General features: G+C 45.2%; 15 protein-coding genes, 2 tRNA genes and 4 rRNA genes. 17 read left to right on the top strand and 4 right to left on the bottom strand.

Annotated features, from left to right (window positions below; genetic code table 11):
* Positions 1-137 precede the first annotated feature (137 nt).
* Both ppc and argE read right to left on the bottom strand, forming a co-directional pair.
* On the bottom strand, positions 138-2,774 hold the full coding sequence (gene ppc, locus TI10_RS18730; RefSeq protein ID WP_049584877.1) for a phosphoenolpyruvate carboxylase: 2,637 nt from the start codon (positions 2,772-2,774) through the stop codon (positions 138-140).
* Between the two features lie 283 nt (positions 2,775-3,057).
* On the bottom strand, positions 3,058-4,215 hold the full coding sequence (gene argE, locus TI10_RS18725) for an acetylornithine deacetylase (protein ID WP_049584876.1): 1,158 nt from the start codon (positions 4,213-4,215) through the stop codon (positions 3,058-3,060).
* Between the two features lie 101 nt (positions 4,216-4,316).
* Here argE and argC point away from each other — a divergent pair, with 101 nt between their 5' ends.
* The 5 genes from argC to oxyR all read left to right on the top strand — a co-directional run bounded on the left by argC (position 4,317) and on the right by oxyR (position 9,996).
* Positions 4,317-5,321 carry an N-acetyl-gamma-glutamyl-phosphate reductase gene (gene argC, locus TI10_RS18720; RefSeq protein ID WP_049584875.1) on the top strand — a complete coding sequence of 335 codons (1,005 nt, stop codon included), beginning with the start codon at positions 4,317-4,319 and terminating at the stop codon, positions 5,319-5,321.
* Between the two features lie 25 nt (positions 5,322-5,346).
* Positions 5,347-6,120 (top strand): acetylglutamate kinase, encoded by a 774-nt coding sequence (gene argB, locus TI10_RS18715; protein WP_049584874.1) that lies wholly within the window; start codon positions 5,347-5,349, stop codon positions 6,118-6,120.
* Positions 6,121-6,188: 68 nt separating this feature from the next.
* Positions 6,189-7,403: an argininosuccinate synthase gene (locus TI10_RS18710; protein ID WP_049584873.1), complete on the top strand. Its 1,215-nt coding sequence runs from the start codon at positions 6,189-6,191 to the stop codon at positions 7,401-7,403.
* Between the two features lie 153 nt (positions 7,404-7,556).
* Positions 7,557-8,936 carry an argininosuccinate lyase gene (gene argH / locus TI10_RS18705; protein ID WP_049584872.1) on the top strand — a complete coding sequence of 460 codons (1,380 nt, stop codon included), beginning with the start codon at positions 7,557-7,559 and terminating at the stop codon, positions 8,934-8,936.
* A 154-nt stretch (positions 8,937-9,090) separates the two neighbouring features.
* Positions 9,091-9,996 (top strand): DNA-binding transcriptional regulator OxyR, encoded by a 906-nt coding sequence (gene oxyR, locus TI10_RS18700; RefSeq protein WP_049584871.1) that lies wholly within the window; start codon positions 9,091-9,093, stop codon positions 9,994-9,996.
* Here the strand turns inward: oxyR and sthA are convergent.
* Entirely contained in the window at positions 9,988-11,385 is a 1,398-nt protein-coding gene (gene sthA / locus TI10_RS18695; RefSeq protein WP_049584870.1) for a Si-specific NAD(P)(+) transhydrogenase, read from the bottom strand. The two genes, oxyR and sthA, sit on opposite strands and share 9 nt — an antisense overlap.
* A gap of 390 nt (positions 11,386-11,775) precedes the next feature.
* Here sthA and fabR point away from each other — a divergent pair, with 390 nt between their 5' ends.
* Together fabR and TI10_RS18685 are read left to right on the top strand one after the other, a co-directional pair.
* Positions 11,776-12,420, top strand: coding sequence for an HTH-type transcriptional repressor FabR (gene fabR / locus TI10_RS18690; protein ID WP_049584869.1), 645 nt, complete (start codon positions 11,776-11,778; stop codon positions 12,418-12,420).
* Between the two features lie 23 nt (positions 12,421-12,443).
* A complete protein-coding gene (locus tag TI10_RS18685) occupies positions 12,444-12,815 on the top strand; it encodes a YijD family membrane protein (protein WP_049585038.1) in 372 nt (123 codons plus the stop codon).
* Positions 12,816-12,879: 64 nt separating this feature from the next.
* Here TI10_RS18685 and trmA read toward each other — a convergent pair whose 3' ends face one another.
* The gene (trmA, locus tag TI10_RS18680) at positions 12,880-13,983 is read right to left on the bottom strand and encodes a tRNA (uridine(54)-C5)-methyltransferase TrmA (protein WP_139180590.1); all 1,104 of its coding nucleotides are present in this window, start codon (positions 13,981-13,983) and stop codon (positions 12,880-12,882) included.
* A 179-nt stretch (positions 13,984-14,162) separates the two neighbouring features.
* Here trmA and btuB point away from each other — a divergent pair, with 179 nt between their 5' ends.
* From btuB to birA, 10 genes are all read left to right on the top strand, one after another.
* Complete coding sequence (btuB, locus tag TI10_RS18675) at positions 14,163-16,022, top strand: TonB-dependent vitamin B12 receptor BtuB (protein ID WP_049584867.1); 1,860 nt, start codon at positions 14,163-14,165, stop codon at positions 16,020-16,022.
* Positions 15,967-16,830, top strand: a complete 864-nt coding sequence (murI, locus tag TI10_RS18670; protein ID WP_049584866.1) for a glutamate racemase — start codon at positions 15,967-15,969, stop codon at positions 16,828-16,830. The genes btuB and murI overlap by 56 nt, the downstream gene beginning before the upstream one ends.
* A 358-nt stretch (positions 16,831-17,188) precedes the next feature.
* A 16S ribosomal RNA gene (locus TI10_RS18665) occupies positions 17,189-18,733 on the top strand.
* Between the two features lie 82 nt (positions 18,734-18,815).
* Positions 18,816-18,891, top strand: a tRNA-Glu gene (locus tag TI10_RS18660).
* Positions 18,892-19,082: 191 nt separating this feature from the next.
* A 23S ribosomal RNA gene (locus tag TI10_RS18655) occupies positions 19,083-22,396 on the top strand.
* A gap of 135 nt (positions 22,397-22,531) precedes the next feature.
* Positions 22,532-22,647: ribosomal RNA gene (gene rrf / locus TI10_RS18650) — 5S ribosomal RNA — on the top strand.
* Positions 22,648-22,687: 40 nt separating this feature from the next.
* Positions 22,688-22,763, top strand: a tRNA-Thr gene (locus tag TI10_RS18645).
* Positions 22,764-22,784: 21 nt separating this feature from the next.
* Positions 22,785-22,900 (top strand): 5S ribosomal RNA (gene rrf, locus TI10_RS18640).
* The 16S, 23S and 5S rRNA genes sit together here with 2 tRNA genes alongside, the layout of an rRNA operon.
* A gap of 126 nt (positions 22,901-23,026) precedes the next feature.
* Positions 23,027-24,052 (top strand): UDP-N-acetylmuramate dehydrogenase, encoded by a 1,026-nt coding sequence (murB, locus tag TI10_RS18635; RefSeq protein WP_049584865.1) that lies wholly within the window; start codon positions 23,027-23,029, stop codon positions 24,050-24,052.
* On the top strand, positions 24,049-25,008 hold the full coding sequence (birA, locus tag TI10_RS18630) for a bifunctional biotin--[acetyl-CoA-carboxylase] ligase/biotin operon repressor BirA (RefSeq protein ID WP_049584864.1): 960 nt from the start codon (positions 24,049-24,051) through the stop codon (positions 25,006-25,008). Before murB ends, birA begins: the two co-directional genes overlap by 4 nt.
* Positions 25,009-25,018: the final 10 nt, after the last annotated feature.

Raw genomic sequence — 25,018 nt, 5'->3', positions numbered from 1 at the left:
GGTGAGAAATAGCTTGCTTTTCGCTTCATGTATTGAGCACGTCTTGTACGGGGTTATCTGGAGACGAAAGATATCAGTACCGTGCTCAATGGTGTCACTACTGTCGTGTGGAGATTGTCTACTACTGACTGCTGTTACTAACCTGTATTTCGCATTCCTGCGGCTATACCGGCAATGGTTACCATCAACGCTTGTTCAACTTGGGGATCGGGATGCTGTTGTTGACGGGAACGCAGTAATAGTTCTGCCTGTAGAACGTTTAATGGATCAGTGTAAACATTACGCAAGGCGATTGATTCTGCAATCCACGGTAAATCTGCCATCAGGTGTTCATCTTTGGAAATGGCTAATACCGTCTTAATATCCGCAGAGAGTTGCTCGCGCAGTTTCTGACCTAACGGCCATAAGCTCTCATCTACCAAACGATGATCGTAATATTCTGCCAACCACAAATCAGCTTTGGCGAAGACCATTTCCAACATCCCAATGCGAGTGGTAAAGAAAGGCCAATCCCGGCACATTTCTGCTAGTACATCCTGTTTTCCCTCATTCACAACTTTTTGTAGCGCAGCACCTGCTCCTAACCAAGCTGGCAACATGAGGCGATTTTGTGTCCAGGCGAAAATCCACGGGATAGCGCGTAAACTTTCTACACCACCCGCAGGATGACGTTTGGCTGGGCGAGAACCCAAAGGCAGTTTAGCGAGTTCCTGTTCTGGTGTTGCAGCACGGAAATAGGGCACAAAATCGGGCTGTTCACGCACATAATCACGATACATCTTGCAAGAAACATCAGACAGGGTATCCATGACCTGATGCCACTCCGGTTTAGGCTCCGGTGGCGGTAGTAGGTTTGCTTCCAGAATCGCACTGGTATACAAGGCTAAGCTACTGATAGTGACCTGTGGCAGACCGAATTTAAAGCGGATCATTTCACCCTGTTCAGTCACACGTAGGCCACCTTTCAGGCTTCCTGGTGGTTGGGAAAGCAGCGCAGCATGTGCCGGCGCACCGCCACGGCCAATGGTGCCGCCGCGACCGTGGAACAAGGTTAGCGTAACGCCCTCGTTTTCACAGACTTTGATTAAGGCGTCCTGTGCTCGGTATTGCGCCCAGGCAGCAGCCATCACTCCGGCATCTTTCGCTGAGTCAGAATAACCAATCATCACCATCTGTTTGTCCTGAATCAGCGCACGATACCATTTAATATTCATCAATTGTTGAATGACATTTTCGGCATTATTTAGATCGTCAAGAGTTTCGAACAGTGGGGCAACGGGTAAGGTGAACGGACAACCCGCTTCTTTCAGTAGCAAGTGAACTGCTAATACATCAGAAGGTACTTTAGCCATTGAAATAACATAAGCGGCGATAGCGTCTTGCGGTGACTCTGCAATGACTTTACAGGTTGCGAAAACTTCTTGCGTTTCAGCGCTTGGTTGCCAGTTATGTGGGATCAATGGACGTTTAGAATGCAGTTCATGTAGCAGGAAAGCTTGTTTCTCTTCTTCTGACCAACTAGTGTAGTTGCCTAATTCTAGGTATTGCGTCAGTTCAGAAATCGCGGTTGTATGGCGAGTGCTTTCTTGACGTACATCAATGCGTACCAGTGATAGGCCGAAGCAACGGATACGGCGTAAGATATCCAATAATTGACCATTGGCGATGATTTCCATCCCGCAGGTTTTTAGTGACTGATAACAGGCGTAAAGTGGTTGCCAAAGTTGTTCATTGTCCACCAGCAAATCGGTTGGCGGCAGAACTTGTTCACCTTTCAGTTGTTTCTCCAAATAGGTCAGCGTATTGTTGAGTTGTGTCCGCAGTTTTTTAGCAATTTCTCGGTAAGGTTCTAGAATTCCATCACCACCCGCCAGTTTACGAACTTCTGGTGTACATTCAGACATGGATAGCTCAGAAACCAGAACCTGAATATCTTTCAGAAATAGATCCGCTGCTTTCCAGCGGCTAAGGAGTAACACATGGCGAGTAACTTCAGATGTGACATTCGGGTTGCCGTCCCGGTCGCCGCCCATCCAAGAGGTAAAGCGAACAGGCACCTCTTCGACCGGCAGACTGTAGTCGATTGACTCTTCCAGTTGCTCATTAAATTCGCGCAGGAATGCCGGTACACCTTCCCACAAGCTGTTTTCCACCATAGCAAACCCCCATTTAGCTTCATCAATTGGGGTAGGACGGATTTTGCGGATTTCATCGGTATGCCATGATTGGGCAACTAATTGACGCAGACGGCGCATAATGTTGTTACGCTCATAATCTGCGAGATCATCGTGATCAAGTTGTGATAGGCAGGTGTTAACGGCCACCAGTTTATGGATCAATGTACGACGTGCGATCTCAGTTGGGTGAGCAGTGAGAACCAGCTCAATAGACAATTCATTTACCGCTTTTTTCAGATCGTCGTTACTGAAATTTTTTTCTTTTAAGCGGGTGAATAATTTCGCTAACGCAACGGGGTTACTGGCAGCTTCACCATGTGGGGAGATACTGTGATACTGTTCTGCGACGTTTGTCAGGTTGAGAAATTGGTTAAAAGCGCGGGCAACTGGCAACAGTTCATCATTGGATAGGTTTTGCAAGGTAGATAATAGTTGCTGGCGGTGTGCTTCATTGCCCGCACGCGATGATTTGGATAATTTGCGTATAGTCTCAACTTTATCGAGAATATCCTCCCCTAAAGCTTCTTTGATTGTGTCTCCGAGCAGCTTACCTAGCATGCTGACATTACTGCGCATTGCGGAATATTGTTGATTCATGTGACTCTTGGCCTTTATTGCTGGCGGAATGTTGATTCTGTTCCGGTAGAAAAATTTCATTTAGGTGGCGAAAAGTTATTTTTTTGTGGCGCCACAACGTCGTATTTACCCTAAACCCTCATATTCATATCAGAAAACCATCAGTTTGGGCGAAATTTCTAAAATTTAATGGCAGGTCATGTTCTATAAGTATTACTTATGCGCCAGAAGATTTGGGAAGGGGGCTTTTGTTACTTGTTGTGATGCTTGAGTCCCCCTGACTTTTGGGGGACGAATAAAACAATTAACTATTGCTTAGACAAAAATGATCTATTAACTGGGAAATTATCTTTCTGGTGGGTTCAATAAACGACATATCAATGAATTCATCTGGTTGATGTGCCTGTTCAATAGATCCTGGGCCAAGGACTAATGTCGGACATAATTCCTGAATGAATGGTGCTTCGGTACAGTAGTTGACCGTTTCAGCCTTGCGACCTAGCAGTTTCTCTATCACATCAATCATCTTGTGATCGGTTGGGCATGCATAACCGGGAATAGGGGGATGTAATTCGTTGATAGTCAGACGGCCAGGCCAACGTTGCTTCACGGGTTCCAGTGCTTCATTTAACAGTCCGTTCAGATCCTGCAACGTTAGGCCCGGTAATGGGCGAATATCCATATGTAATTCACAATGGGCACAAATACGGTTTACTGCGTCACCTCCGTGAATATAGCCGAAATTCATAGTTGGATATGGAATGGCAAATGCCGGGTTGTTATAACGCTCTTTTAGCGTATTGCGTAGTTCAATCAAGTGACCAATAGATTCGTGCATCAAATCAATGGCGTTTATACCACGATCTGGATCACTGGAATGCCCGGATTGACCAACAATACGGATAGCGTTCGATAAATGTCCTTTATGCGCACAGATAGGATGCAATGAAGTCGGTTCGCCGATAATCGCGAAATCCGGTCGAATAGCGGTACTTGCGGCAAAATAACGGGCTCCTGCCATTGTCGTTTCTTCATCTGCGGTTGCCAGAATGTACAGCGGATGGGTTATTTTACTGACATCAATGTCCCGTAATGCATCAATAATAAAGGCGAAAAAGCCTTTCATATCTGCTGTACCTAAACCGTACAGTTTGTTATCTCGCTCTGTCAGGGTGAAGGGATCTTTAGTCCAGAGCCCATCGTCAAAGGGGACAGTATCAGTGTGTCCACATAAGAGTAGCCCACCTGGGCCACTCCCCAGTGTCGCCAGTAGATTGTATTTTCTGTGGGCTTCGGGGACGGGTTGTATCTCAATCTCGAAGCCAATTTCCTTTAACCAACTTGCCAGTAGGTTGATGAGAGATTCATTACTCTGGTCAATACTGACATCGGTGGCGCTGATAGATGGAGTAGCGATTAATTGCTGAAATAGCTCAATAAATGGAGGTAATTTAATATTCACTGTTGACAGCCTTTATTCATGATAGTATCAATATTCATGCATTTTTTTTGAATAAAAATACATTATCCTGTTTAAATACTGAGCACAAGGTAAGATATCCTATGTTGAATACGCTGGTTGTTGGTGCAAGTGGTTACACCGGAGCAGAACTGGCAGCATATCTGCATCGTCACCCGTATACGAATCTGATTAGACTCATGGTTTCTGCTCAGAGCGTTGATGCAGATAAATGCTTCTCAGACTTACATCCACAGTATAAAGGCATTGTTGATCTACCGCTGCAACCAATGACTGATATTACTAATGCTGCTAAAGGGATTGATGTGGTTTTCCTTGCCACAGCCCATGAAGTTAGTCATGACATTGTGCCGCTATTTCTAGCAGCAGGTTGCACTGTATTCGATCTCTCCGGTGCCTATCGCGTACAAAACGCTCAGATTTATCAACAATACTACGGATTCAAACATAAGCATACTCAATGGTTAGCACAAGCCGTATATGGACTTGCCGAATGGCAGGCTGAAAAGATCAAACAGGCTCAATTGGTTGCTGTACCGGGGTGTTACCCAACAGTTTCTCAACTCTCTCTGAAGCCATTGTTGGAAAATAGTTTGCTAGATACCAGCCATTGGCCAGTGATTAATGCTACCAGCGGCGTGAGTGGCGCAGGTCGGAAAGCCAGTATGACCAGCAGTTTCTGCGAAATCAGTTTGCAACCTTATGGAATATTTACCCATCGCCATCAACCGGAGATTGAAGAACATCTGGGAACCAGAGTGATTTTTACTCCGCATCTTGGCAATTTCGCACGGGGTATTCTTGCCACAATTACCTGTAAATTGAAGCCGGGTGTTACCGCAGAACAGATAAATGAAGTTTATCAGCAAGCGTACAAAGATAAGCCATTGGTGAGGCTCTACAGCAAAGGAGTGCCGGCATTGAAATCCGTTATTGGGTTACCGTTCTGTGATATTGGTTTTGTTGTACAGGGTGACTACCTGATTGTTGTAGGTACTGAAGATAATCTTCTGAAAGGTGCGGCAGCTCAGGCGGTTCAGTGTATGAATATACGTTTTGGGTTTGAAGAAACTCAGGCATTACTTTAATTATTGACGTGAAGGAGTAGAGCAGATGGAACCTTTAGTCATAAAGTTAGGTGGCGTGTTACTGGACAATGAAGAAGCATTGGAACGCGTGTTTACTACATTGCAGGAATATCGGCAAACATACGAACGCCAGTTGGTTATTGTTCATGGTGGTGGTTATTTGGTGGATGAACTGATGCAGAAGTTGCAACTGCCAATAGTAAAGGAGCAAGGGTTGCGGGTAACACCCGCAGATCAGATTGGGATTATCACCGGCGCATTGGCTGGTATAGCCAATAAAACCTTGTTGTCGTGGGCGACTAAATATCAACTTGCATCAGTTGGATTATATTTAGGAGATGGTAATGTGGTCAGGGTTTCCCAACTGAATGAAGAGTTGGGACATGTGGGAAAAGCGATACCGGGCGATGCTAAGTTGCTGAAAACGCTACTGGATGCAGGTTACATACCCATTATCAGCTCGATTGGGGTAACAGATAAAGGAGAGTTGATGAATGTGAATGCTGATCAGGCAGCAACAGCGGTAGCTCAGACACTAGGCGCTGATTTAGTATTGCTCTCTGATGTTAGCGGTATTTTGGATGGTAAAGGGCAGAAAATCCCTGACATAAATGCTGAGAAAGCAGAGCAACTTATTGCACATGGCATCATTACTGACGGCATGATTGTGAAGGTGGATGCTGCTTTAGATGCAGCCAGGACATTAGGTCGTCCGGTAGATATCGCTAGTTGGCGTCATGCAGATCAACTAACCGACCTGTTTAACGGTGTTCCCGTCGGTACTCGTATTCTGGCTTAAATTAAGTTTGATTAATTTTCGGCAAAGCTTTGCTGATAAATAACAACGAAATTTCAAAGGGTAACTTCATGCATACTAAAGATATTAAAAAGATCGTTCTTGCCTATTCTGGTGGTTTGGATACTTCTGCCATTATTCCTTGGCTGAAAGAGCATTATGGCAACTGTGAAGTTGTGGCATTTGTTGCCGATGTAGGGCAAAGCCGTGAAGATCTGGAGGGCGTGGAGCAGAAAGCTTTGCGCTCTGGCGCATCAGAATGTCACGTTGTGGATCTGCGTGAGGAATTCATCAAAGATTATGTTTATCCAGTACTAAAAACAGGTGCTTTGTATGAAGGTAGCTATTTATTAGGCACTTCAATGGCACGACCTATTATTGCTAAAGCACAGGTTGAGTTGGCACTGAAAGTGGGGGCAGATGCACTTGCTCATGGCGCAACAGGTAAGGGTAACGATCAGGTTCGGTTTGAAAGCACTTATACGGCATTAGCCCCTCAGCTAAAAGTAATCGCGCCGTGGAGAGAGTGGGATTTGCGTTCTCGTGAAGCGTTGTTGGATTATCTGAAAGTGAGAGATATCCCAACAACGGCAACATTGGAGAAAATTTACAGCCGTGATGAGAATGCATGGCATATCTCGACCGAAGGTGGAGTACTGGAGAGTACCTGGAATGCATCCAATAAAGATTGTTGGGTGTGGACAGTTGATCCAGAAGAGGCGCCAGATGAAGCGGAGTTGGTCAGTGTCACGATTGAGAAAGGCGAGGTTGTTGGAGTCAACGGCAAGATAATGTCGCCATATCAATGCCTTGAAGCGCTGAATGTTCTGGGAGCAAAACATGGTATCGGTCGGATCGATATCGTGGAAAATCGGCTGGTGGGCATAAAATCTCGCGGTTGTTATGAAACGCCGGGGGGAACCATCATGATGGCTGCGTTGCGTGGTATTGAACAACTGGTATTGGACCGCGATAGCTTTAAGTGGCGTCAGCAGCTTGGGCTGGAAATGTCCTATGTCGTTTATGACGGACGTTGGTTTGCCCCGCTACGTCAATCTATTCAGGCAGCCGCTGAGATGCTGGCTGCGGATGTCTGCGGTGAAGTTGTGCTGAAACTCTATAAAGGCCAAGTGACAGCGATCCAGAAGAGATCAACAAATAGCCTTTATTCTGAAGCGTTTGCAACGTTTGGTGAAGATGAGGTTTACGATCACAGCCATGCAGCAGGATTTATCCGTCTGTATTCGCTCTCTTCACGTATTCGAGCCTTAAATAGTAAAGAGTAATTTCATCGTTCATAGTTATGGAGATAATGGCTAGGTTATGAGCTTATGCTTAATATTTGATTTCTCTAGTCTATTATCTCCATATTGCGAATGAAATTGCTGTTTATGAAAGGTAATCAATCACTCAGACATCAGATAATCAGGAACGAAAATATGGCACTCTGGGGCGGGCGTTTCAGTCAGAAAGCAGATCAACGGTTCAAACAATTTAATGATTCACTTCGCTTTGATTACCGGTTGGCGGAACAGGACATTACCGGTTCAGTTGCATGGTCGAAAGCGCTGGTAACGGTTGGTGTGCTAACCGTTGAGGAACAACAAAAACTGGAGTTGGCATTAAATGAATTGCTGAATGAGGTTCAGTTTAATCCACAAGCCATCTTGCAAAGTGATGCAGAAGATATCCATAGTTGGGTAGAAGGGCAGCTAATCAGTAAAGTTGGCGATCTGGGTAAGAAGCTCCATACTGGCCGTAGCCGTAATGATCAGGTAGCAACAGATCTCAAACTTTGGTGTAAAGAATACATTTCACATCTCTATCAGGCCGTTGTGGGGTTACAGCAGGCATTGGTGGTTACTGCGGAGAATAATCAGGACGCAGTGATGCCGGGTTATACCCATCTGCAAAGAGCACAGCCTATTACATTTGCTCACTGGTGCTTGGCATATGTAGAAATGCTGGTCCGTGATGAAAGTCGGTTACAGGATACTTTAAAACGGCTGGATACTAGCCCGCTAGGGTGTGGCGCATTGGCTGGAACCGCTTATGATATTGACCGTGAACAACTGGCATCATGGCTAGGTTTTGCTTCAGCGACGCGTAACAGCTTGGATAGTGTTTCAGATCGTGACCATGTATTGGAACTGCTATCTAATGCCAGTATCAGTATGATCCATCTTTCCCGTTTTGCGGAAGACCTAATTTTCTTTAATAGTGGTGAGGCAGGATTTATTGAACTGTCAGATCGAGTCACTTCCGGTTCTTCTCTGATGCCACAAAAGAAAAACCCGGATGCACTGGAGTTAATCCGTGGGAAATGTGGCCGGGTGCAGGGGGCATTGACCGGTATGATGATGACCTTAAAAGGTCTGCCGTTGGCCTATAATAAAGATATGCAGGAGGATAAAGAAGGGTTGTTTGATGCGTTGGACACCTGGCTAGATTGTTTGCATATGGCGGCGTTGGTATTAGATGGCATTCAGGTTAGGCGTTCACGTTGTGCAGAAGCAGCTAAACAGGGTTATGCTAACGCGACCGAATTAGCTGATTATTTGGTTGCAAAAGGTGTTCCATTCCGTGAAGCTCATCATATTGTTGGGGAAATTGTGATTATGGCGCTTTCTCAGGGTAAGGCACTGGAAGCGTTGTCATTGGCAGAGTTGCAGAAGTTCAGCAGTGTAATTACTGAAGATGTATATGATATTTTGTCTCTGCAATCTTGTCTGGATAAACGCCTTGCAAAGGGTGGCGTATCGCAAAAACAGGTCATGAAAGCGATTGTAGAGGCTAAGCAGAGGCTAAAATTAAGTTAGTCATTATCAGCAGGGGGGATTAATCTATCCCCTGTAAAATAAATGAGATCTTTATATATCAGTTTTTAATGATTATCTGATAGTCTTTTCCTCACATTGATATAATTATCTATTGGTAGTTTCTATCATTTATATTAAATATGTTGAGGTGGGAATGAATATCCGCGATCTGGAATATCTTGTGGCGCTTGCTGAGCATCGGCATTTTCGCCATGCTGCTGATTCTTGCCACGTCAGCCAGCCTACATTAAGCGGGCAAATTCGTAAGCTTGAGGATGATCTGGGTGTTATGTTATTGGAACGTACCAGCCGTAAAGTTTTGTTCACTCAACAAGGGATGTTATTAGTAGAACAGGCCAGAACGGTTCTCCGTGAGGTGAGGATTTTGCAGGAAATGGCGTCACTTCAAGGGGAAAATATGTCTGGTCCTTTGCATATTGGTCTGATCCCCACAATTGGCCCATATCTGTTGCCTCATATTATTCCTGGGCTTCATGGTTTATTTCCTAAGTTGGAAATGTATCTGTATGAAGCCCAGACTCAAAGTCTGTTAGCCCAGTTGGATAGTGGCAAATTGGATTGTGCGATTCTGGCAATGGTTAAAGAGACAAGAGCCTTCATTGAAGTGCCATTGTTTGAAGAACCTATGAAACTAGCTATCTATGATGGCCATCCTTGGGCAGAGCGAGAAAAAATTGCTATGGATGAATTGGCAGGTGAAAAATTGCTGATGCTAGAAGATGGTCATTGCTTGCGTGATCAGGCTATGGGGTTCTGTTTTCAGGCTGGCGCGAAGGAAGATACCCATTTTCGTGCAACCAGTTTGGAAACTCTGCGTAATATGGTTGCTGCCGGTAGTGGAATAACCTTATTACCTGATTTGGCAGTGCCACAGGAGAAAAAACGTGATGGTGTTTGTTATCTGGAGTGTAGCAATCCTGAACCTAAGCGATCTGTTATTTTGATTTATCGTCCAGGTTCACCTCTGCGTGGTCGCTATGAGCAACTGGCAGAGGCTATTAGAGCTAAAATGGGCACTTATTACGAACAATCAAAATAGCCGGTTCAGGCCATTTAGAGCTGCGACACGATAGGCTTCAGCCATAGTCGGATAGTTGAAAGTAGTATTGACGAAATATTCGATAGTATTACTTTCACCTTTCTGTTCCATAATCGCTTGGCCGATATGAATGATTTCAGCCGCACGTTCCCCGAAACAATGAATACCAAGAATCTCTTTTGTTTCTCTATGGAACAGTATTTTCAGGCTTCCTACGTTCATCCCCGCAATTTGTGCGCGTGCAAGATGTTTAAATTGTGCGCGTCCAACTTCATAAGGCACTTTCATTGCTGTTAATTGTTGTTCGGTTTTACCTACAGAGCTGATTTCAGGAATGGTATAGATACCTGTTGGAATATCTTCAATCAGATGAACTTCGGCGTTTCCTTTCGCCATTGCTTGGGCGGCAATTCGGCCTTGATCATAAGCAGCGGAGGCCAGGCTTGGATAACCGATAACATCTCCTACAGCGTAGATATTTTCATTGCTGGTTTGATAGATCTTATTAACTTTCAGTAAACCGCGGCTATCTGCTTCCAGACCAACGTTTTTCAGCCCTAAAGTATCAGTATTACCTGTTCGGCCATTAGCATAAAGTAGACAATCAGCTTTGACTTTTTTACCGGATTTGAGATGAACGATAACACCATCATCAACACCTTCAATTTTAGAATATTCTTCATTGTGGCGGATAACTATACCGCTATTCCAGAAATGGTAAGAAAGTGCGTCTGACATCTCTTGATCAAGGAAAGCCAGTAAATGGTTACGAGTGTTGATCAAATCAACTTTTACGCCTAATCCACGGAAGATTGAAGCGTATTCGCAACCAATTACTCCGGCGCCATAAATAATGACGTGCCGTGGTTCATGATCCAGTTTCAGAATGGAATCGCTGTTATAAATACGGGAATGGGTGAAATCAACATCTGGTGGACAATACGGGCGAGAACCGGTTGCGATAATAATCTTATCTGCGCTTAAAATATCGTAGTTATCGTCGGCATAGCGCACACTCACCCGGTGATCATCAATGAATGTTGCTTCTCCGGCAAACATACGACACCCATTACGTTCGTAAAATCCCTGCCGCATTCTCGTTTGCTGATTAATCACCATTTCAGCACGGCGTAAGATTTCAGCAAATGAAGAGCGAAGAATGCGGGAATTATCACTGTACAGAGGGTTTTGGTTAAATTCGATAATACGGCTGACGGCGTGGCGGAGGGCTTTGGACGGGATGGTGCCCCAATGAGTACAACCACCACCAACATTATTATAGCGTTCGATAACAGCAACGCTTTTACCCTGCTTCACCAATCCCATTGCTGCTCCTTCTCCACCAGGACCAGAACCAATGACAATGGCGTCAAAATGAATATGTTGCATATGAGGAAAGACCTGTTTTTACACAAAATTACAACGCTATATTAACATTGGTTGACTTAATAACCCAATCGTCATAAGGATTTTATATCATCGTTTATGGTAAATTGAACATAGTTTTACCCGTTACGTTAATCTGGCGCAAGACCATGAAGCTTTTGGGAAATAAATAATTGTCTAACGACTGAATTGAATTAACGAAGGGGAATGCTCCCCTTAATGATTTTCTGATTGCGTGTAGTTACCTTTATCATCCTAATATCTAATAAGAAAATGCGCTGAGAAAATGACATTGATCATTATAAATGACATGATAAGTACATCATTACGGCAAACGCGTTAAAATTTGGTATATTTCCTAACATGTAGTTCAGATAAAGAGTCAGGATTCGTGTGAGTAACGTTATCGGCATCAGAGCGAAACAGAAAGAAAAAACTCGTCGTTCACTAATTGAAGCTGCTTTCAGCCAGTTGAGTGCCGAAAGGAGTTTTACCAGCCTTAGCTTGCGTGAAGTCGCCCGCGAAGCAGGTATTGCGCCAACTTCATTTTATCGTCATTTTCGCGATGTTGATGAGCTTGGGCTGACTATGGTGGATGAAAGTGGTTTGATGTTACGTCAGTTAATGAGGCAAGCCCGGCAACGTATTGCTAAAGGCGGCAGTGTCATTCGCACGTCTGTTTCAACTTTTATGGAATTTATCGGTAATAATCCAAATGCATTCCGATTATTATTACGTGAACGTTCAGGGACCTCTGCTGAATTTCGTGCCGCTGTCGCACGGGAAATACAACATTTTATTGCTGAACTGGCAGACTATTTAGAACAGGAAAGCTGTATGCCGAGGCATTTTACTGAAGTGCAGGCAGAGGCGATGGTAACAATAGTATTCAGTGCAGGTGCAGAAGCGCTGGATATTGATTTGGAGAAAAGACAGCGTTTAGAGGAACGTTTAGTCTTGCAGCTACGGATGATTGCTAAAGGTGCATATTATTGGTATCGCAAAGAAATGAATCCACCGAACCCTAAACTTAAATAACTATGAAGGAGGAGAACGAAATGATGGAACAATATCGCCAGGACAAAAGTACATTGTTACTCGCTTTTATTGTCGGACTAGCAACGAATGGAACGTTTTCAGCAGTTTTTAGCTCAGTTGTTTCTTTTTCAGTTTTCCCATTGATAACGCTAATTTTATCGATTTATTGTATCCATCAGCGCTATTTGAATTACTCAATGCCAGATGGAATGCCTAAGTTGGTTGTTGCTTGTTTCCTCTTAGGATTATTTGGTTATAGTGCGATTATCAGGGTTGAATACCCTGAAATTGGCTCTAATTTTCTACCTGCGGTAATAGGTACCGTACTGGTATTCTGGATTTACAGAAAGGTAAAAATTCGTAAAAACCAGGCAATTACAGAAAATAGTCATTAATTGATGAAAAACGCCGGAGAGATAACTATCTGCCGGCGTTTCTGTTTTATATGTCCGTCAAGTATCAGTTTAATTTTTCCAGAAGTACGCCGCATTCCATATGATGTGTATAAGGAAACTGGTCAAATAGAGCCAGACGGCTGATTTTATGTGTTTGAGTTAATGTTTCCAGATTATGGCAAAGGGTTTCCGGGTTACAGGAAATATAAAGAATCCGTGGATATGCTTGGACCATTTCAAGCGTTTTTTCATCAAGGCCGCTACGAGGCGGATCAACAAAAATAGTTTCACATTGATAGCTTTTTAAATCGATCCCCTGAAGGCGATTAAATTCGCGTTCACCATTCATTGCTTGGGTGAATTCCTCTGCTGACATTCGGATAATTTGTACATTATCAATACCGTTGGCTGCAATATTGTATTGAGCGGCAGCAACGGATGGCTTGGCGATTTCTGTTGCCAATACGCGTTCAAAATTTTGAGCTAGTGCCAGAGAGAAATTGCCATTACCGCAATAAAGTTCAAGTAAATCACCTTTTGAATCCTTGGTAATGTTAATTGCCCATTCAAGCATATGAATATTGACGCTAGCATTGGGTTGGGTGAAGCTGTTTTCCACTTGGCGATAAATCATTTCCCGGCCTGCAACAGGTAAAACCTCATCAATATAATCATGATTCAATGTGATTTTGGTTTTAGCAGCTCTGCCGATTAACTCAACGTCAAATCCTTTATTTCTTAACGTCTCACGCAGTTTTAATGCCTGTTGTATCCATTCATCACCTAGTTTTTTGTGATAAAGCAAAGAAACAAGGATTTTATTACTGCAAGTAGACAGATAATCAATTTGAAATAACTTATGACGCAAGATCTGTTCAGATCTAATGGAGTCGATTAATTCTACCATCATTTTGTTGATTAACTTACTGGCGACAGGAAATTGAAAAAGACGAATACGCTGTTTCGTTTGTTGATCGAACATAATATGGTACAAATCATCCTGCTCATGCCAGATTCGAAATTCTGCTCGCATTCTGTAATGGGATTGCGGTGAGCGGAAAACCTCTGGCTCCGGAGGCTGGAAAGGCTCCATCATGTTTTTTAAGCGGCTGACCTTCTCCGTCAGTTGCTGCTCGTAGCTTTCCGTTGGCAGGGGATTTTGCATTATGTTTGTTCTCTTATTATCTGTAGTAAGAAAAATTTTCGTGCGAAATTGTAGGGAAAGAGCAAAGGATGTCCAGTTTTCTTATTACTCATGCATGATCCTGTCTATGCTTACTATTACGAGTAAGTTTCACGCTTCATCGTAGCGTGTCCTTTTGACAATAAATTGTGGGATGTTTTCTCATGATAAATAAAAATCGGTTTTTATTATCCACTGTTTCAATCGTGGTGATTTCTAGTTGGAATCAAGCCTCCGCTATGGTGGAGTCGCAGGATTCATTGGTTGTGACGGCGAGTCGTTTTAAACAGCCAGTGTCAAGCATACTGGCTCCTTATACTGTTGTAACACGAGATGAAATTGATCGTTGGCAGTCAAATAGTGTAGCCGATATTTTGCGTCGTCTACCCGGTGTTGATATTGCACGGCATGGTGGTATTGGACAGTTAAGCTCTTTGTTTATACGTGGTACTCATGCTAGTCATGTATTAGTACTAATGGATGGAATACGTTTGAATCAAGCAGGTATTAGTGGCTCCTCTGATTTAAGCCAAATACCTGTATCATTGGTTCAGAAAATTGAATATGTCCGTGGACCACGTTCCGCTGTTTATGGTTCTGATGCTATTGGTGGTGTTATTAATATCATTACCACCAGAGAGAAACTAGGAACCAACCTTAACGCAGGTATCGGCTCACATGGTTATCAGACTTATGATGGCGCGACTCAGCAAAAGTTAGCTGAAAATACAACCCTGACAGCAGCAGCTAACTATACCTATACCAAAGGATACGACGTTGTTGCTGATGGTAATACCGGTGGTTTTAGACAGCCTGATCGTGACGGTTTTATGAGCAAAGTGCTTTGGTTGGGAGTCGATCAAAAATTTAATGAACAAATCAGTGGATTTGTTCGAGCTTATGGTTATAACAATAGAACATCTTATGATGCAGATATTAATTGGAGTTATCCATATGCCAGACCGGATACCCGTGAACTTTATAGTCGCCACTATGACACAGGGGTCAGATTTAACCGGGGGATCTACTCATCCCAACTAATTGCAAGTTATAGTCATATAAAAGACTATAACTTTGATCCTAAATATGGGCGCTATGACAAGTCTGCTAGCCTTAATGATTCTGAACAATATAACCTGCAATGGGGAAATACTTTTCAGCTATATCAGGGCATGGTCAGTACAGGTGTGGATTTCCAAAAACAATTGATAGAAGCTGGAACCAGTTATATTCCGAAGAGTGAAACGGTACGTAATACAGGAATATATCTGACAGCACAGCAACAACTAAAAGATTTTATTTTAGAAGGTGCAATTCGTTCAGATAAACATTCAGAAGCTGGTTGGAATACCACATGGCAAGCCAGTTTAGGTTGGGAGTTTATTAAAGATTATCGTTTGATCGCTTCTTATGGTACGGCATTTAAGGCTCCAACGCTTAGCCAGATGTATGGTTTTGGTGGTAATCATGATTTGAAACCGGAAGAAAGTATACAATGGGAAGGTGGTATTGAAGGCGTCACAGGCCAGCTAAATTGGCGTCTGACTGTATATCGCAATGAGATTGAGCAATTGATCGATTATGCAAATAGCCGTTACTACAATATTGGTAGAGCAAAAATTAAAGGTGTTGAATGGACTGGCTCAATGGACACCGGCATTTTTCAGCATCAATTGACAATACAGTATATTGAACCCCGTAATAGTGAAACTAATGAAATTTTAGTTCGTCGTGCGAAGCAGCAAGTGAAATATCAACTTGACTGGCAGCTATATGATTTTGATTGGGGGTTAACTTATCAATATCTAGGGCGGCGTTATGACAACGATTTCAGTACATTCCCAGCTAAACGTGTGAAATTAGGCGGCGTCAGCTTTTGGGACTTAACGGTTTCATATCCAGTCACTTCTTATCTGACAATCCGTGCTAGAATAGCCAACCTGCTTGATAAAGATTACGAGACAGTTTATGGCTATCGCATTCCAGGACGTGAATACTACCTCACTGGGAGCTATAACTTCTGATTTAAATAAAGTCGCACGCCCGACAGTTTTAGTGTTTGATTCCGGGGTAGGCGGCTTATCTATTTACCAAGAGATACGGCAATTATTGCCAGATCTCCACTATATATATGTTTTTGATAACGAAGCATTCCCTTATGGTGAAAAATCGGAAGAATTTATTGTTGAACGAGTGGTTCAAATTGTTGATGCTGTTCAGCAAAAACATCCTCTGACAATAGTGGTTATTGCATGTAACACTGCAAGTACAGTCAGTTTGCCAGCTCTGCGTGCGCGGTTCGGCTTTCCGGTCGTTGGTGTGGTTCCAGCGATAAAACCCGCAGCAAAGTTAACTCGTAATGGTGTCGTTGGATTATTGGCGACTAGAGCGACAGTTAATCGTTCCTATACAAAAGAACTTATCGAAAAGTTTGCGGTAGGTTGCAGGATTGAATCTATAGGCTCTGCTGAGTTAGTAGAATTAGCTGAAGCTAAACTGCATGGTGGTAAGGTCTCTGCCGACATTTTAAAAAAGATACTGAAGCCGTGGCTCGGAATGAAAGAACCCCCTGACACAGTAGTATTGGGTTGTACTCATTTTCCACTATTAGCAGAAGAATTAGTTCAGATACTCCCTGATGGCACACACTTAATTGATTCTGGCGCCGCTATTGCCCGAAGAACAGCTTGGTTGGTTAAACATCAGAAAAATCTTGTTTGTACTTCAGCAGATAGTCTTGCTTATTGTATGAAAGTGAATGCTGATACTGGTGCATTAATCCCCATTTTGCAGGAATATGGATTCTCAAAACTGGAAAAATTGATAACTTAAGTTAAATTTGATGGAATAATCATCGGTCGTTAACTTTTTTAAAAATAATTATTGCCAGCGCCAAAGAACTCCCTATAATGCGCCACCACTGACCGACACAACGCTGATAAACATTGTGAGGTCGGGCAGAGAGAAGTCAATAAGCGCTTGACTCTGCGGGCGAACAGCGTAATATACGCAGCCCGGCTGAACGAGAATGTTAATTTTTATGTCAGCCTGCTCTTTAACAATTAATCAGACAATCTGTGTGGGCACTCACAAGACCGTATCACAAAAAAATATGTTTTAAAGTCTTGAAGAGTGAACAACAGTTAATTCATTACGAACTAACAGTCAGTTTCTTTGAGCATCAAGCTTTCAATTGAAGAGTTTGATCATGGCTCAGATTGAACGCTGGCGGCAGGCCTAACACATGCAAGTCGAGCGGTAACAGGAAAGCGCTTGCGCTTTTGCTGACGAGCGGCGGACGGGTGAGTAATGTCTGGGGATCTGCCCGAGGGCGGGGGATAACCACTGGAAACGGTGGCTAATACCGCATAATGTCGCGAGACCAAAGTGGGGGACCTGAAAGGGCCTCACGCCGTCGGATGAACCCAGATGGGATTAGCTGGTAGGTAGGGTAAAGGCCTACCTAGGCGACGATCCCTAGCTGGTCTGAGAGGATGACCAGCCACACTGGGACTGAGACACGGCCCAGACTCCTACGGGAGGCAGCAGTGGGGAATATTGCACAATGGGCGCAAGCCTGATGCAGCCATGCCGCGTGTATGAAGAAGGCCTTCGGGTTGTAAAGTACTTTCAGCGGGGAGGAAGGGTTCAGCTTGAACAGAGCTGGATTTTGACGTTACCCGCAGAAGAAGCACCGGCTAACTCCGTGCCAGCAGCCGCGGTAATACGGAGGGTGCAAGCGTTAATCGGAATGACTGGGCGTAAAGCGCACGCAGGCGGTCAATTAAGTTAGATGTGAAATCCCCGGGCTCAACCTGGGAATGGCATCTAAGACTGGTTGGCTGGAGTCTCGTAGAGGGGGGTAGAATTCCATGTGTAGCGGTGAAATGCGTAGAGATGTGGAGGAATACCGGTGGCGAAGGCGGCCCCCTGGACGAAGACTGACGCTCAGGTGCGAAAGCGTGGGGAGCAAACAGGATTAGATACCCTGGTAGTCCACGCTGTAAACGATGTCGATTTGGAGGTTGTGGCCTTGAGCTGTGGCTTCCGAAGCTAACGCGTTAAATCGACCGCCTGGGGAGTACGGCCGCAAGGTTAAAACTCAAATGAATTGACGGGGGCCCGCACAAGCGGTGGAGCATGTGGTTTAATTCGATGCAACGCGAAGAACCTTACCTACTCTTGACATCCAGAGAAGACCTCAGAGATGAGGTTGCGCCTTCGGGAGCTCTGAGACAGGTGCTGCATGGCTGTCGTCAGCTCGTGTTGTGAAATGTTGGGTTAAGTCCCGCAACGAGCGCAACCCTTATCCTTTGTTGCCAGCGCGTAATGGCGGGAACTCAAAGGAGACTGCCGGTGATAAACCGGAGGAAGGTGGGGATGACGTCAAGTCATCATGGCCCTGACGAGTAGGGCTACACACGTGCTACAATGGCGGATACAAAGTGAAGCGACCTCGCGAGAGCAAGCGGAACACACAAAGTCTGTCGTAGTCCGGATTGGAGTCTGCAACTCGACTCCATGAAGTCGGAATCGCTAGTAATCGTAGATCAGCATGCTACGGTGAATACGTTCCCGGGCCTTGTACACACCGCCCGTCACACCATGGGAGTGGGTTGCAAAAGAAGTCGGTAGCTTAACCGCAAGGAGGGCGCTGACCACTTTGTGGCTCATGACTGGGGTGAAGTCGTAACAAGGTAACCGTAGGGGAACCTGCGGTTGGATCACCTCCTTACCTGAGATAGGTTGAGTGCAGTGCTCACACAGATTGTCTGATGAAAGTAAAGTGCAAGCGCGTCTGCGAAGCTGACCATCGGGTCCCCTTCGTCTAGAGGCCTAGGACACCGCCCTTTCACGGCGGTAACAGGGGTTCGAATCCCCTAGGGGACGCCAGCTTGCGAAGATGACGGGTGAAAGGCGTTGTCGTTAAGGTATCTTTAAGCGGATTTTCGGAATCGGTTTAGCGATATAAGCTCTTTAACAATCTGGAACAAGCTGAAAAATTGAAACAGTCAATGATACCGGTTGCGGTGTGATTGACGAGTCTCTCAAGCTGAACAATCCGAGACAGTTTCGGGTTGTGAGGTTAAGCAATTAAGCGTACACGGTGGATGCCTAGGCAGTCAGAGGCGATGAAGGACGCGCTAATCTGCGAAAAGCGTCGGTAAGCTGATATGAAGCGTTATAAGCCGGCGATGTCCGAATGGGGAAACCCAGTGCAATGCGTTGCACTATCATTAACTGAATCCATAGGTTAATGAGGCGAACCGGGGGAACTGAAACATCTCAGTACCCCGAGGAAAAGAAATCAACCGAGATTCCCCCAGTAGCGGCGAGCGAACGGGGAGGAGCCCAGAACCTGCATCAGCCACAGCATCAGAGGAACGGTCTGGAAAGGCCGGCGAGAGAGGGTGACAGCCCCGTACTCGAAGATGGCGTGGTTGTGAGTTCGATGAGTAAGGCGGGACACGAGAAATCCTGTCTGAAGAAGGGGGGACCATCCTCCAAGGCTAAATACTCCTGACTGACCGATAGTGAACCAGTACCGTGAGGGAAAGGCGAAAAGAACCCCGGCGAGGGGAGTGAAAGAGAACCTGAAACCGTGTACGTACAAGCAGTGGGAGCCTTGATGAATCAGGGTGACTGCGTACCTTTTGTATAATGGGTCAGCGACTTATATTCTGTAGCAAGGTTAACCGAATAGGGGAGCCGCAGGGAAACCGAGTCTTAACTGGGCGAAATGAGTTGCAGGGTATAGACCCGAAACCCGGTGAGCTAGCCATGGGCAGGTTGAAGGTTGGGTAACACTAACTGGAGGACCGAACCGACTAATGTTGAAAAATTAGCGGATGACTTGTGGCTGGGGTGAAAGGCCAATCAAACCGGGAGATAGCTGGTTCTCCCCGAAAGCTATTTAGGTAGCGCCTCGTGAGTTCATCTTCGGGGGTAGAGCACTGTTTCGGCTAGGGGGCCATCCCGGCTTACCAACCCGATGCAAACTGCGAATACCGAAGAATGTCATCACGGGAGACACACGGCGGGTGCTAACGTCCGTCGTGAAGAGGGAAACAACCCAGACCGCCAGCTAAGGTCCCGAAGTCATGGTTAAGTGGGAAACGATGTGGGAAGGCCCAGACAGCCAGGATGTTGGCTTAGAAGCAGCCATCATTGAAAGAAAGCGTAATAGCTCACTGGTCGAGTCGGCCTGCGCGGAAGATGTAACGGGCTAAACCATGCGCCGAAGCTGCGGCATTCAGAGGACAGATTTCAGAAGACAGAGGACGGAATGATGTCATATGGATTCGAGCAATTGGACGTGTTTAAGAAAGCTTATCGAATTTCGTTAGAAATTCATCAGGTGAGTTTGACATTTCCTCAGTACGAACAATATGGATTAGCGGACCAGGTCGGGCGGGCAAGTAAGGGCATTTGCGCCAACCTTGCCGAGGGCTTTGGTAAGCAGCATTATTCCAAACCCGAGTTCAGGCGTTTCATTAGTATAGCCTTAGGCAGTGCCGATGAGATGCGTGTATGGTTAAGATATTGTCTGGATTTGGGCTATATCAATCGGGTTCAGTGGCAGGAATGGCGCGATGGCTATGAAGAGATAGCGAAAATGCTGACTGGACTGGGGCGGCGTCTGTAAGCTGTATTCTGACGTCTGTTCTCTGAATGGGTAGGGGAGCGTTCTGTAAGCCGTTGAAGGCGGCGCCGTGAGGCCTGCTGGAGGTATCAGAAGTGCGAATGCTGACATAAGTAACGATAAAGCGGGTGAAAAACCCGCTCGCCGGAAGACCAAGGGTTCCTGTCCAACGTTAATCGGGGCAGGGTGAGTCGACCCCTAAGGCGAGGCCGAACGGCGTAGCTGATGGGAAACAGGTTAATATTCCTGTACTGAATGTGACTGCGAAGGGGGGACGGAGAAGGCTAGGCCATCCGGGCGACGGTCGTCCCGGTTTAAGCGTGTAGGTGGGAGGAGCAGGCAAATCCGCTCTTCTTTTAACACTGAGGCGTGATGACGAGCCGCTACGGCGGTGAAGTGGTTGATGCCCGGCTTCCAGGAAAAGCCTCTAAGCATCAGGTGACATTGAATCGTACCCCAAACCGACACAGGTGGTCAGGTAGAGAATACTCAGGCGCTTGAGAGAACTCGGGTGAAGGAACTAGGCAAAATGGTGCCGTAACTTCGGGAGAAGGCACGCTGGCGTTAGGTGAAGGGGTTTGCCCCCGGAGCCGAAGCCAGTCGCAGAGACCAGCTGGCTGCAACTGTTTATTAAAAACACAGCACTGTGCCAACACGTAAGTGGACGTATACGGTGTGACGCCTGCCCGGTGCTGGAAGGTTAATTGATGGGGTTAGCCGTTAAGGCGACGCTCTTGATCGAAGCCCCAGTAAACGGCGGCCGTAACTATAACGGTCCTAAGGTAGCGAAATTCCTTGTCGGGTAAGTTCCGACCTGCACGAATGGCGTAATGATGGCCAGGCTGTCTCCACCCGAGACTCAGTGAAATTGAACTCGCTGTGAAGATGCAGTGTACCCGCGGCAAGACGGAAAGACCCCGTGAACCTTTACTATAGCTTGACACTGAACATGGAGCCTTGATGTGTAGGATAGGTGGGAGGCTTGGAAGTGCGGACGCCAGTCTGCATGGAGCCATCCTTGAAATACCACCCTTGAATGCTCGATGTTCTCACTTAGGCCCGTCATCCGGGCTGAGGACAGTGTCTGGCGGGTAGTTTGACTGGGGCGGTCTCCTCCCAAAGCGTAACGGAGGAGCACGAAGGTTGGCTAATCACGGTCGGACATCGTGAGGTTAGTGCAAAGGCATAAGCCAGCTTAACTGCGAGAGTGACGGCTCGAGCAGGTACGAAAGTAGGTCTTAGTGATCCGGTGGTTCTGCATGGAAGGGCCATCGCTCAACGGATAAAAGGTACTCCGGGGATAACAGGCTGATACCGCCCAAGAGTTCATATCGACGGCGGTGTTTGGCACCTCGATGTCGGCTCATCACATCCTGGGGCTGAAGTAGGTCCCAAGGGTATGGCTGTTCGCCATTTAAAGTGGTACGCGAGCTGGGTTTAGAACGTCGTGAGACAGTTCGGTCCCTATCTGCCGTGGGCGCAGGAAGATTGAAAGGGGCTGCTCCTAGTACGAGAGGACCGGAGTGGACGCACCGCTGGTGTACGGGTTGTCATGCCAATGGCATAGCCCGGTAGCTAAGTGCGGGAGAGATAACCGCTGAAAGCATCTAAGCGGGAAACTTGCCTTGAGATGAGTCTTCCCTTGACTTGAGGTCACGGAAGGAACGTTTAAGACGAAGACGTGGATAGGCTGGGTGTGTAAGTGCAGCGATGCATTGAGCTGACCAGTACTAATGAACCGAGAGGCTTAACCTTACAACGCCGAAGGTGTTTTGGTGTCAGAAGACAGCGGACAGCGGTCAGAAGACGGAAGAGAGATGAATTTCAGCTTGTTCAGAGATTGATTCGGGCGGTTGTGGAGAAGCAACGGCCGGGATAAAACGGAATATGCCTGGCGGCGATAGCGCGGCGGTCCCACCTGACCCCATGCCGAACTCAGCAGTGAAACGCCGTAGCGCCGATGGTAGTGTGGGGTCTCCCCATGTGAGAGTAGGGAACTGCCAGGCTTTAATATTTTGCGCCAACAGTGAGTTTGGGCAACCATTTGCTGATATGGCTCAGTTGGTAGAGCACACCCTTGGTAAGGGTGAGGTCCCCAGTTCGAATCTGGGTATCAGCACCATGATAACGTATAAAGAATTTGTCTGGCGGCGATAGCGCGGTGGTCCCACCTGACCCCATGCCGAACTCAGCAGTGAAACGCCGTAGCGCCGATGGTAGTGTGGGGTCTCCCCATGTGAGAGTAGGGAACTGCCAGACTTTATTTTGAGACAGAAAGGCCATCCAGAAGGGTGGCCTTTTTGCATTTAATAAAGAACTAACTTAGTTTTCCACTCCTATAGCTGATAAACTACTTATTAAATAGCTTTATTGAGTATTGAATAAATGCTTTCTCTTAAAGAATTTAATACCTTTGGATTATCAGTCTATGCTAAACGTTTAGATATAGCTGAATCTGCCGAGTCCTTATTAGCTTTATGGCAGAAAGCCAAAAGTGAAAAACAACCTACCTTACTACTTGGTGAAGGCAGCAATGTCTTATTTACTGCAAATTTTGAAGGAACTGTGATTCTGAATAGAATTATGGGGATTCAGCAGCGAGAGACAGATGAATCGTGGCATTTACATGTAGGGGCAGGAGAAAATTGGCATGAATTAGTCTGCCATTCTCTTAAAAATCAAATCTATGGATTAGAGAATCTGGCTTTAATTCCTGGTTGCGCTGGTGCTGCGCCAATTCAAAATATTGGTGCATATGGTATTGAATTTAGAGATGTGTGTGAATATGTAGATATTATCAATCTAGAAACTGGAGAACAAACGCGTCTTAGTGTTGGTGAATGTCAGTTTGGATATCGGGATAGTATTTTCAAGCATAAATATAAAGTAAATTATTCCATTATCTCCGTAGGATTATTGTTGAAGAAGAATTGGCAGCCGATATTGAGCTACGGTGATTTAATTAAGCTGTCGAAAGATAATGTAACTCCTCAGAAGATCTTTGATTCAGTATGTGCAATGCGCACCAGTAAATTGCCTGATCCTGCAATAACAGGAAATGCGGGGAGTTTCTTTAAAAATCCAATTGTCAGTGCGCAAGTTGCGGCAAAAATCAAAGAAAATTACCCTGATAGCCCCCAATATCCTTACATGAATGGGATGTTTAAATTAGCGGCGGGTTGGCTCATTGAACATTGTAATTTAAAAGGTTATCGCATTGGAGGTGCATCTGTGCATCTTAGACAAGCTCTAGTATTGATAAATCAGGAAAATGCTACAGGTAAGGATGTAGTCTCATTGGCTGCCTACATTCGCCAGCAAGTGATAAGTAAGTTTGGTGTATTACTTGAACCTGAGGTTCGTTTTATTGGCTCTAAAGGCGAAATTGATGCTGTGGAATGTATTTCATGAAAGATATAACCGTGCCATTACAGTTGATTAAGATTTTGTCTGACGGTGACGTTCATTCTGGCCAACAATTGGGACAAGATTTAGGGATGAGTAGAGCTGGAATTAATAAACATATACAGACAATTCGTGAATGGGGAATTGAACTAGAAACGACTCCTGGCAAGGGTTATAGCCTTATGGCACCTATGCAGTTACTTGATGAATCTACTATTTTTCAATACTTACCTCAGGATCGTATAACTGTTTTGCCAGTTATTGATTCGACTAATCAGTACTTGCTTGAACGTTTATCTGAGTTGAAATCAGGGGATGCTTGTGTTGCAGAGTACCAGTACGCTGGCAGAGGGCGGCGTGGAAGGAAGTGGGTTTCGCCTTTTGGTAAAAATCTTTATTTATCTATGTATTGGCGCCTTGAACAAGGACCTGCTGCTGCAATCGGATTGAGTCTGGTTGTTGGCATTGTTATTGCTGAAGTATTACATCGATTTGGTGCTGATAGAATTAGGGTAAAATGGCCAAATGATTTATATCTTGATGATAAGAAATTGGCGGGAATCTTAGTTGAACTAATAGGAAAGACTGGTGATGCTGCTCAGGTTGTGATAGGTGCGGGTATAAATATTTTAATGGATCATAAGGACGAAGAATCTATTAATCAGCTATGGATTAATTTGTTGCAGGCAGGAATTGAAGTTGATCGTAATAAATTGGCTGTAGAAATAATACGTTATCTAAGGAAGGCGCTAATTCAGTTTGAAAATGAAGGTTTGTCTTCATTTGTTTCTCGGTGGTTTGAGTTAGATAATTTTATGGATAGACCGGTGAAATTGATTATTGGTAGTCAGGAAGTGTATGGTATAGCTAGGGGTATTAATCAGCAAGGTGCTTTATTACTCGATCAGAATGGTGTTATAACCCCATATATCGGCGGGGAGATTTCTTTAAGAGGTTGTTAAAAACGACCGG

Origin of the sequence: Photorhabdus luminescens subsp. luminescens (assembly GCF_001083805.1) — a bacterium.
Lineage (GTDB): Bacteria > Pseudomonadota > Gammaproteobacteria > Enterobacterales > Enterobacteriaceae > Photorhabdus > Photorhabdus luminescens.
Note: the sequence above shows the minus strand (reverse complement) of the source record. Positions and strands in the feature narration are given on the sequence as shown.

Excerpts from the sequence above, each read along its gene's own strand:
- sthA (WP_049584870.1), bottom strand. The coding sequence starts at position 11,385 with ATGCAACATATTCATTTTGACGCCATTGTCATTGGTTCTGGTCCTGGT.
- btuB (WP_049584867.1), top strand. The coding sequence starts at position 14,163 with ATGATAAATAAAAATCGGTTTTTATTATCCACTGTTTCAATCGTGGTG.
- argC (WP_049584875.1), top strand. The coding sequence starts at position 4,317 with ATGTTGAATACGCTGGTTGTTGGTGCAAGTGGTTACACCGGAGCAGAA.
- murB (WP_049584865.1), top strand. The coding sequence starts at position 23,027 with ATGCTTTCTCTTAAAGAATTTAATACCTTTGGATTATCAGTCTATGCT.
- TI10_RS18685 (WP_049585038.1), top strand. The coding sequence starts at position 12,444 with ATGGAACAATATCGCCAGGACAAAAGTACATTGTTACTCGCTTTTATT.
- argB (WP_049584874.1), top strand. The coding sequence starts at position 5,347 with ATGGAACCTTTAGTCATAAAGTTAGGTGGCGTGTTACTGGACAATGAA.
- argH (WP_049584872.1), top strand. The coding sequence starts at position 7,557 with ATGGCACTCTGGGGCGGGCGTTTCAGTCAGAAAGCAGATCAACGGTTC.
- birA (WP_049584864.1), top strand. The coding sequence starts at position 24,049 with ATGAAAGATATAACCGTGCCATTACAGTTGATTAAGATTTTGTCTGAC.
- oxyR (WP_049584871.1), top strand. The coding sequence starts at position 9,091 with ATGAATATCCGCGATCTGGAATATCTTGTGGCGCTTGCTGAGCATCGG.
- ppc (WP_049584877.1), bottom strand. The coding sequence starts at position 2,774 with ATGAATCAACAATATTCCGCAATGCGCAGTAATGTCAGCATGCTAGGT.
- TI10_RS18710 (WP_049584873.1), top strand. The coding sequence starts at position 6,189 with ATGCATACTAAAGATATTAAAAAGATCGTTCTTGCCTATTCTGGTGGT.
- murI (WP_049584866.1), top strand. The coding sequence starts at position 15,967 with ATGGCTATCGCATTCCAGGACGTGAATACTACCTCACTGGGAGCTATA.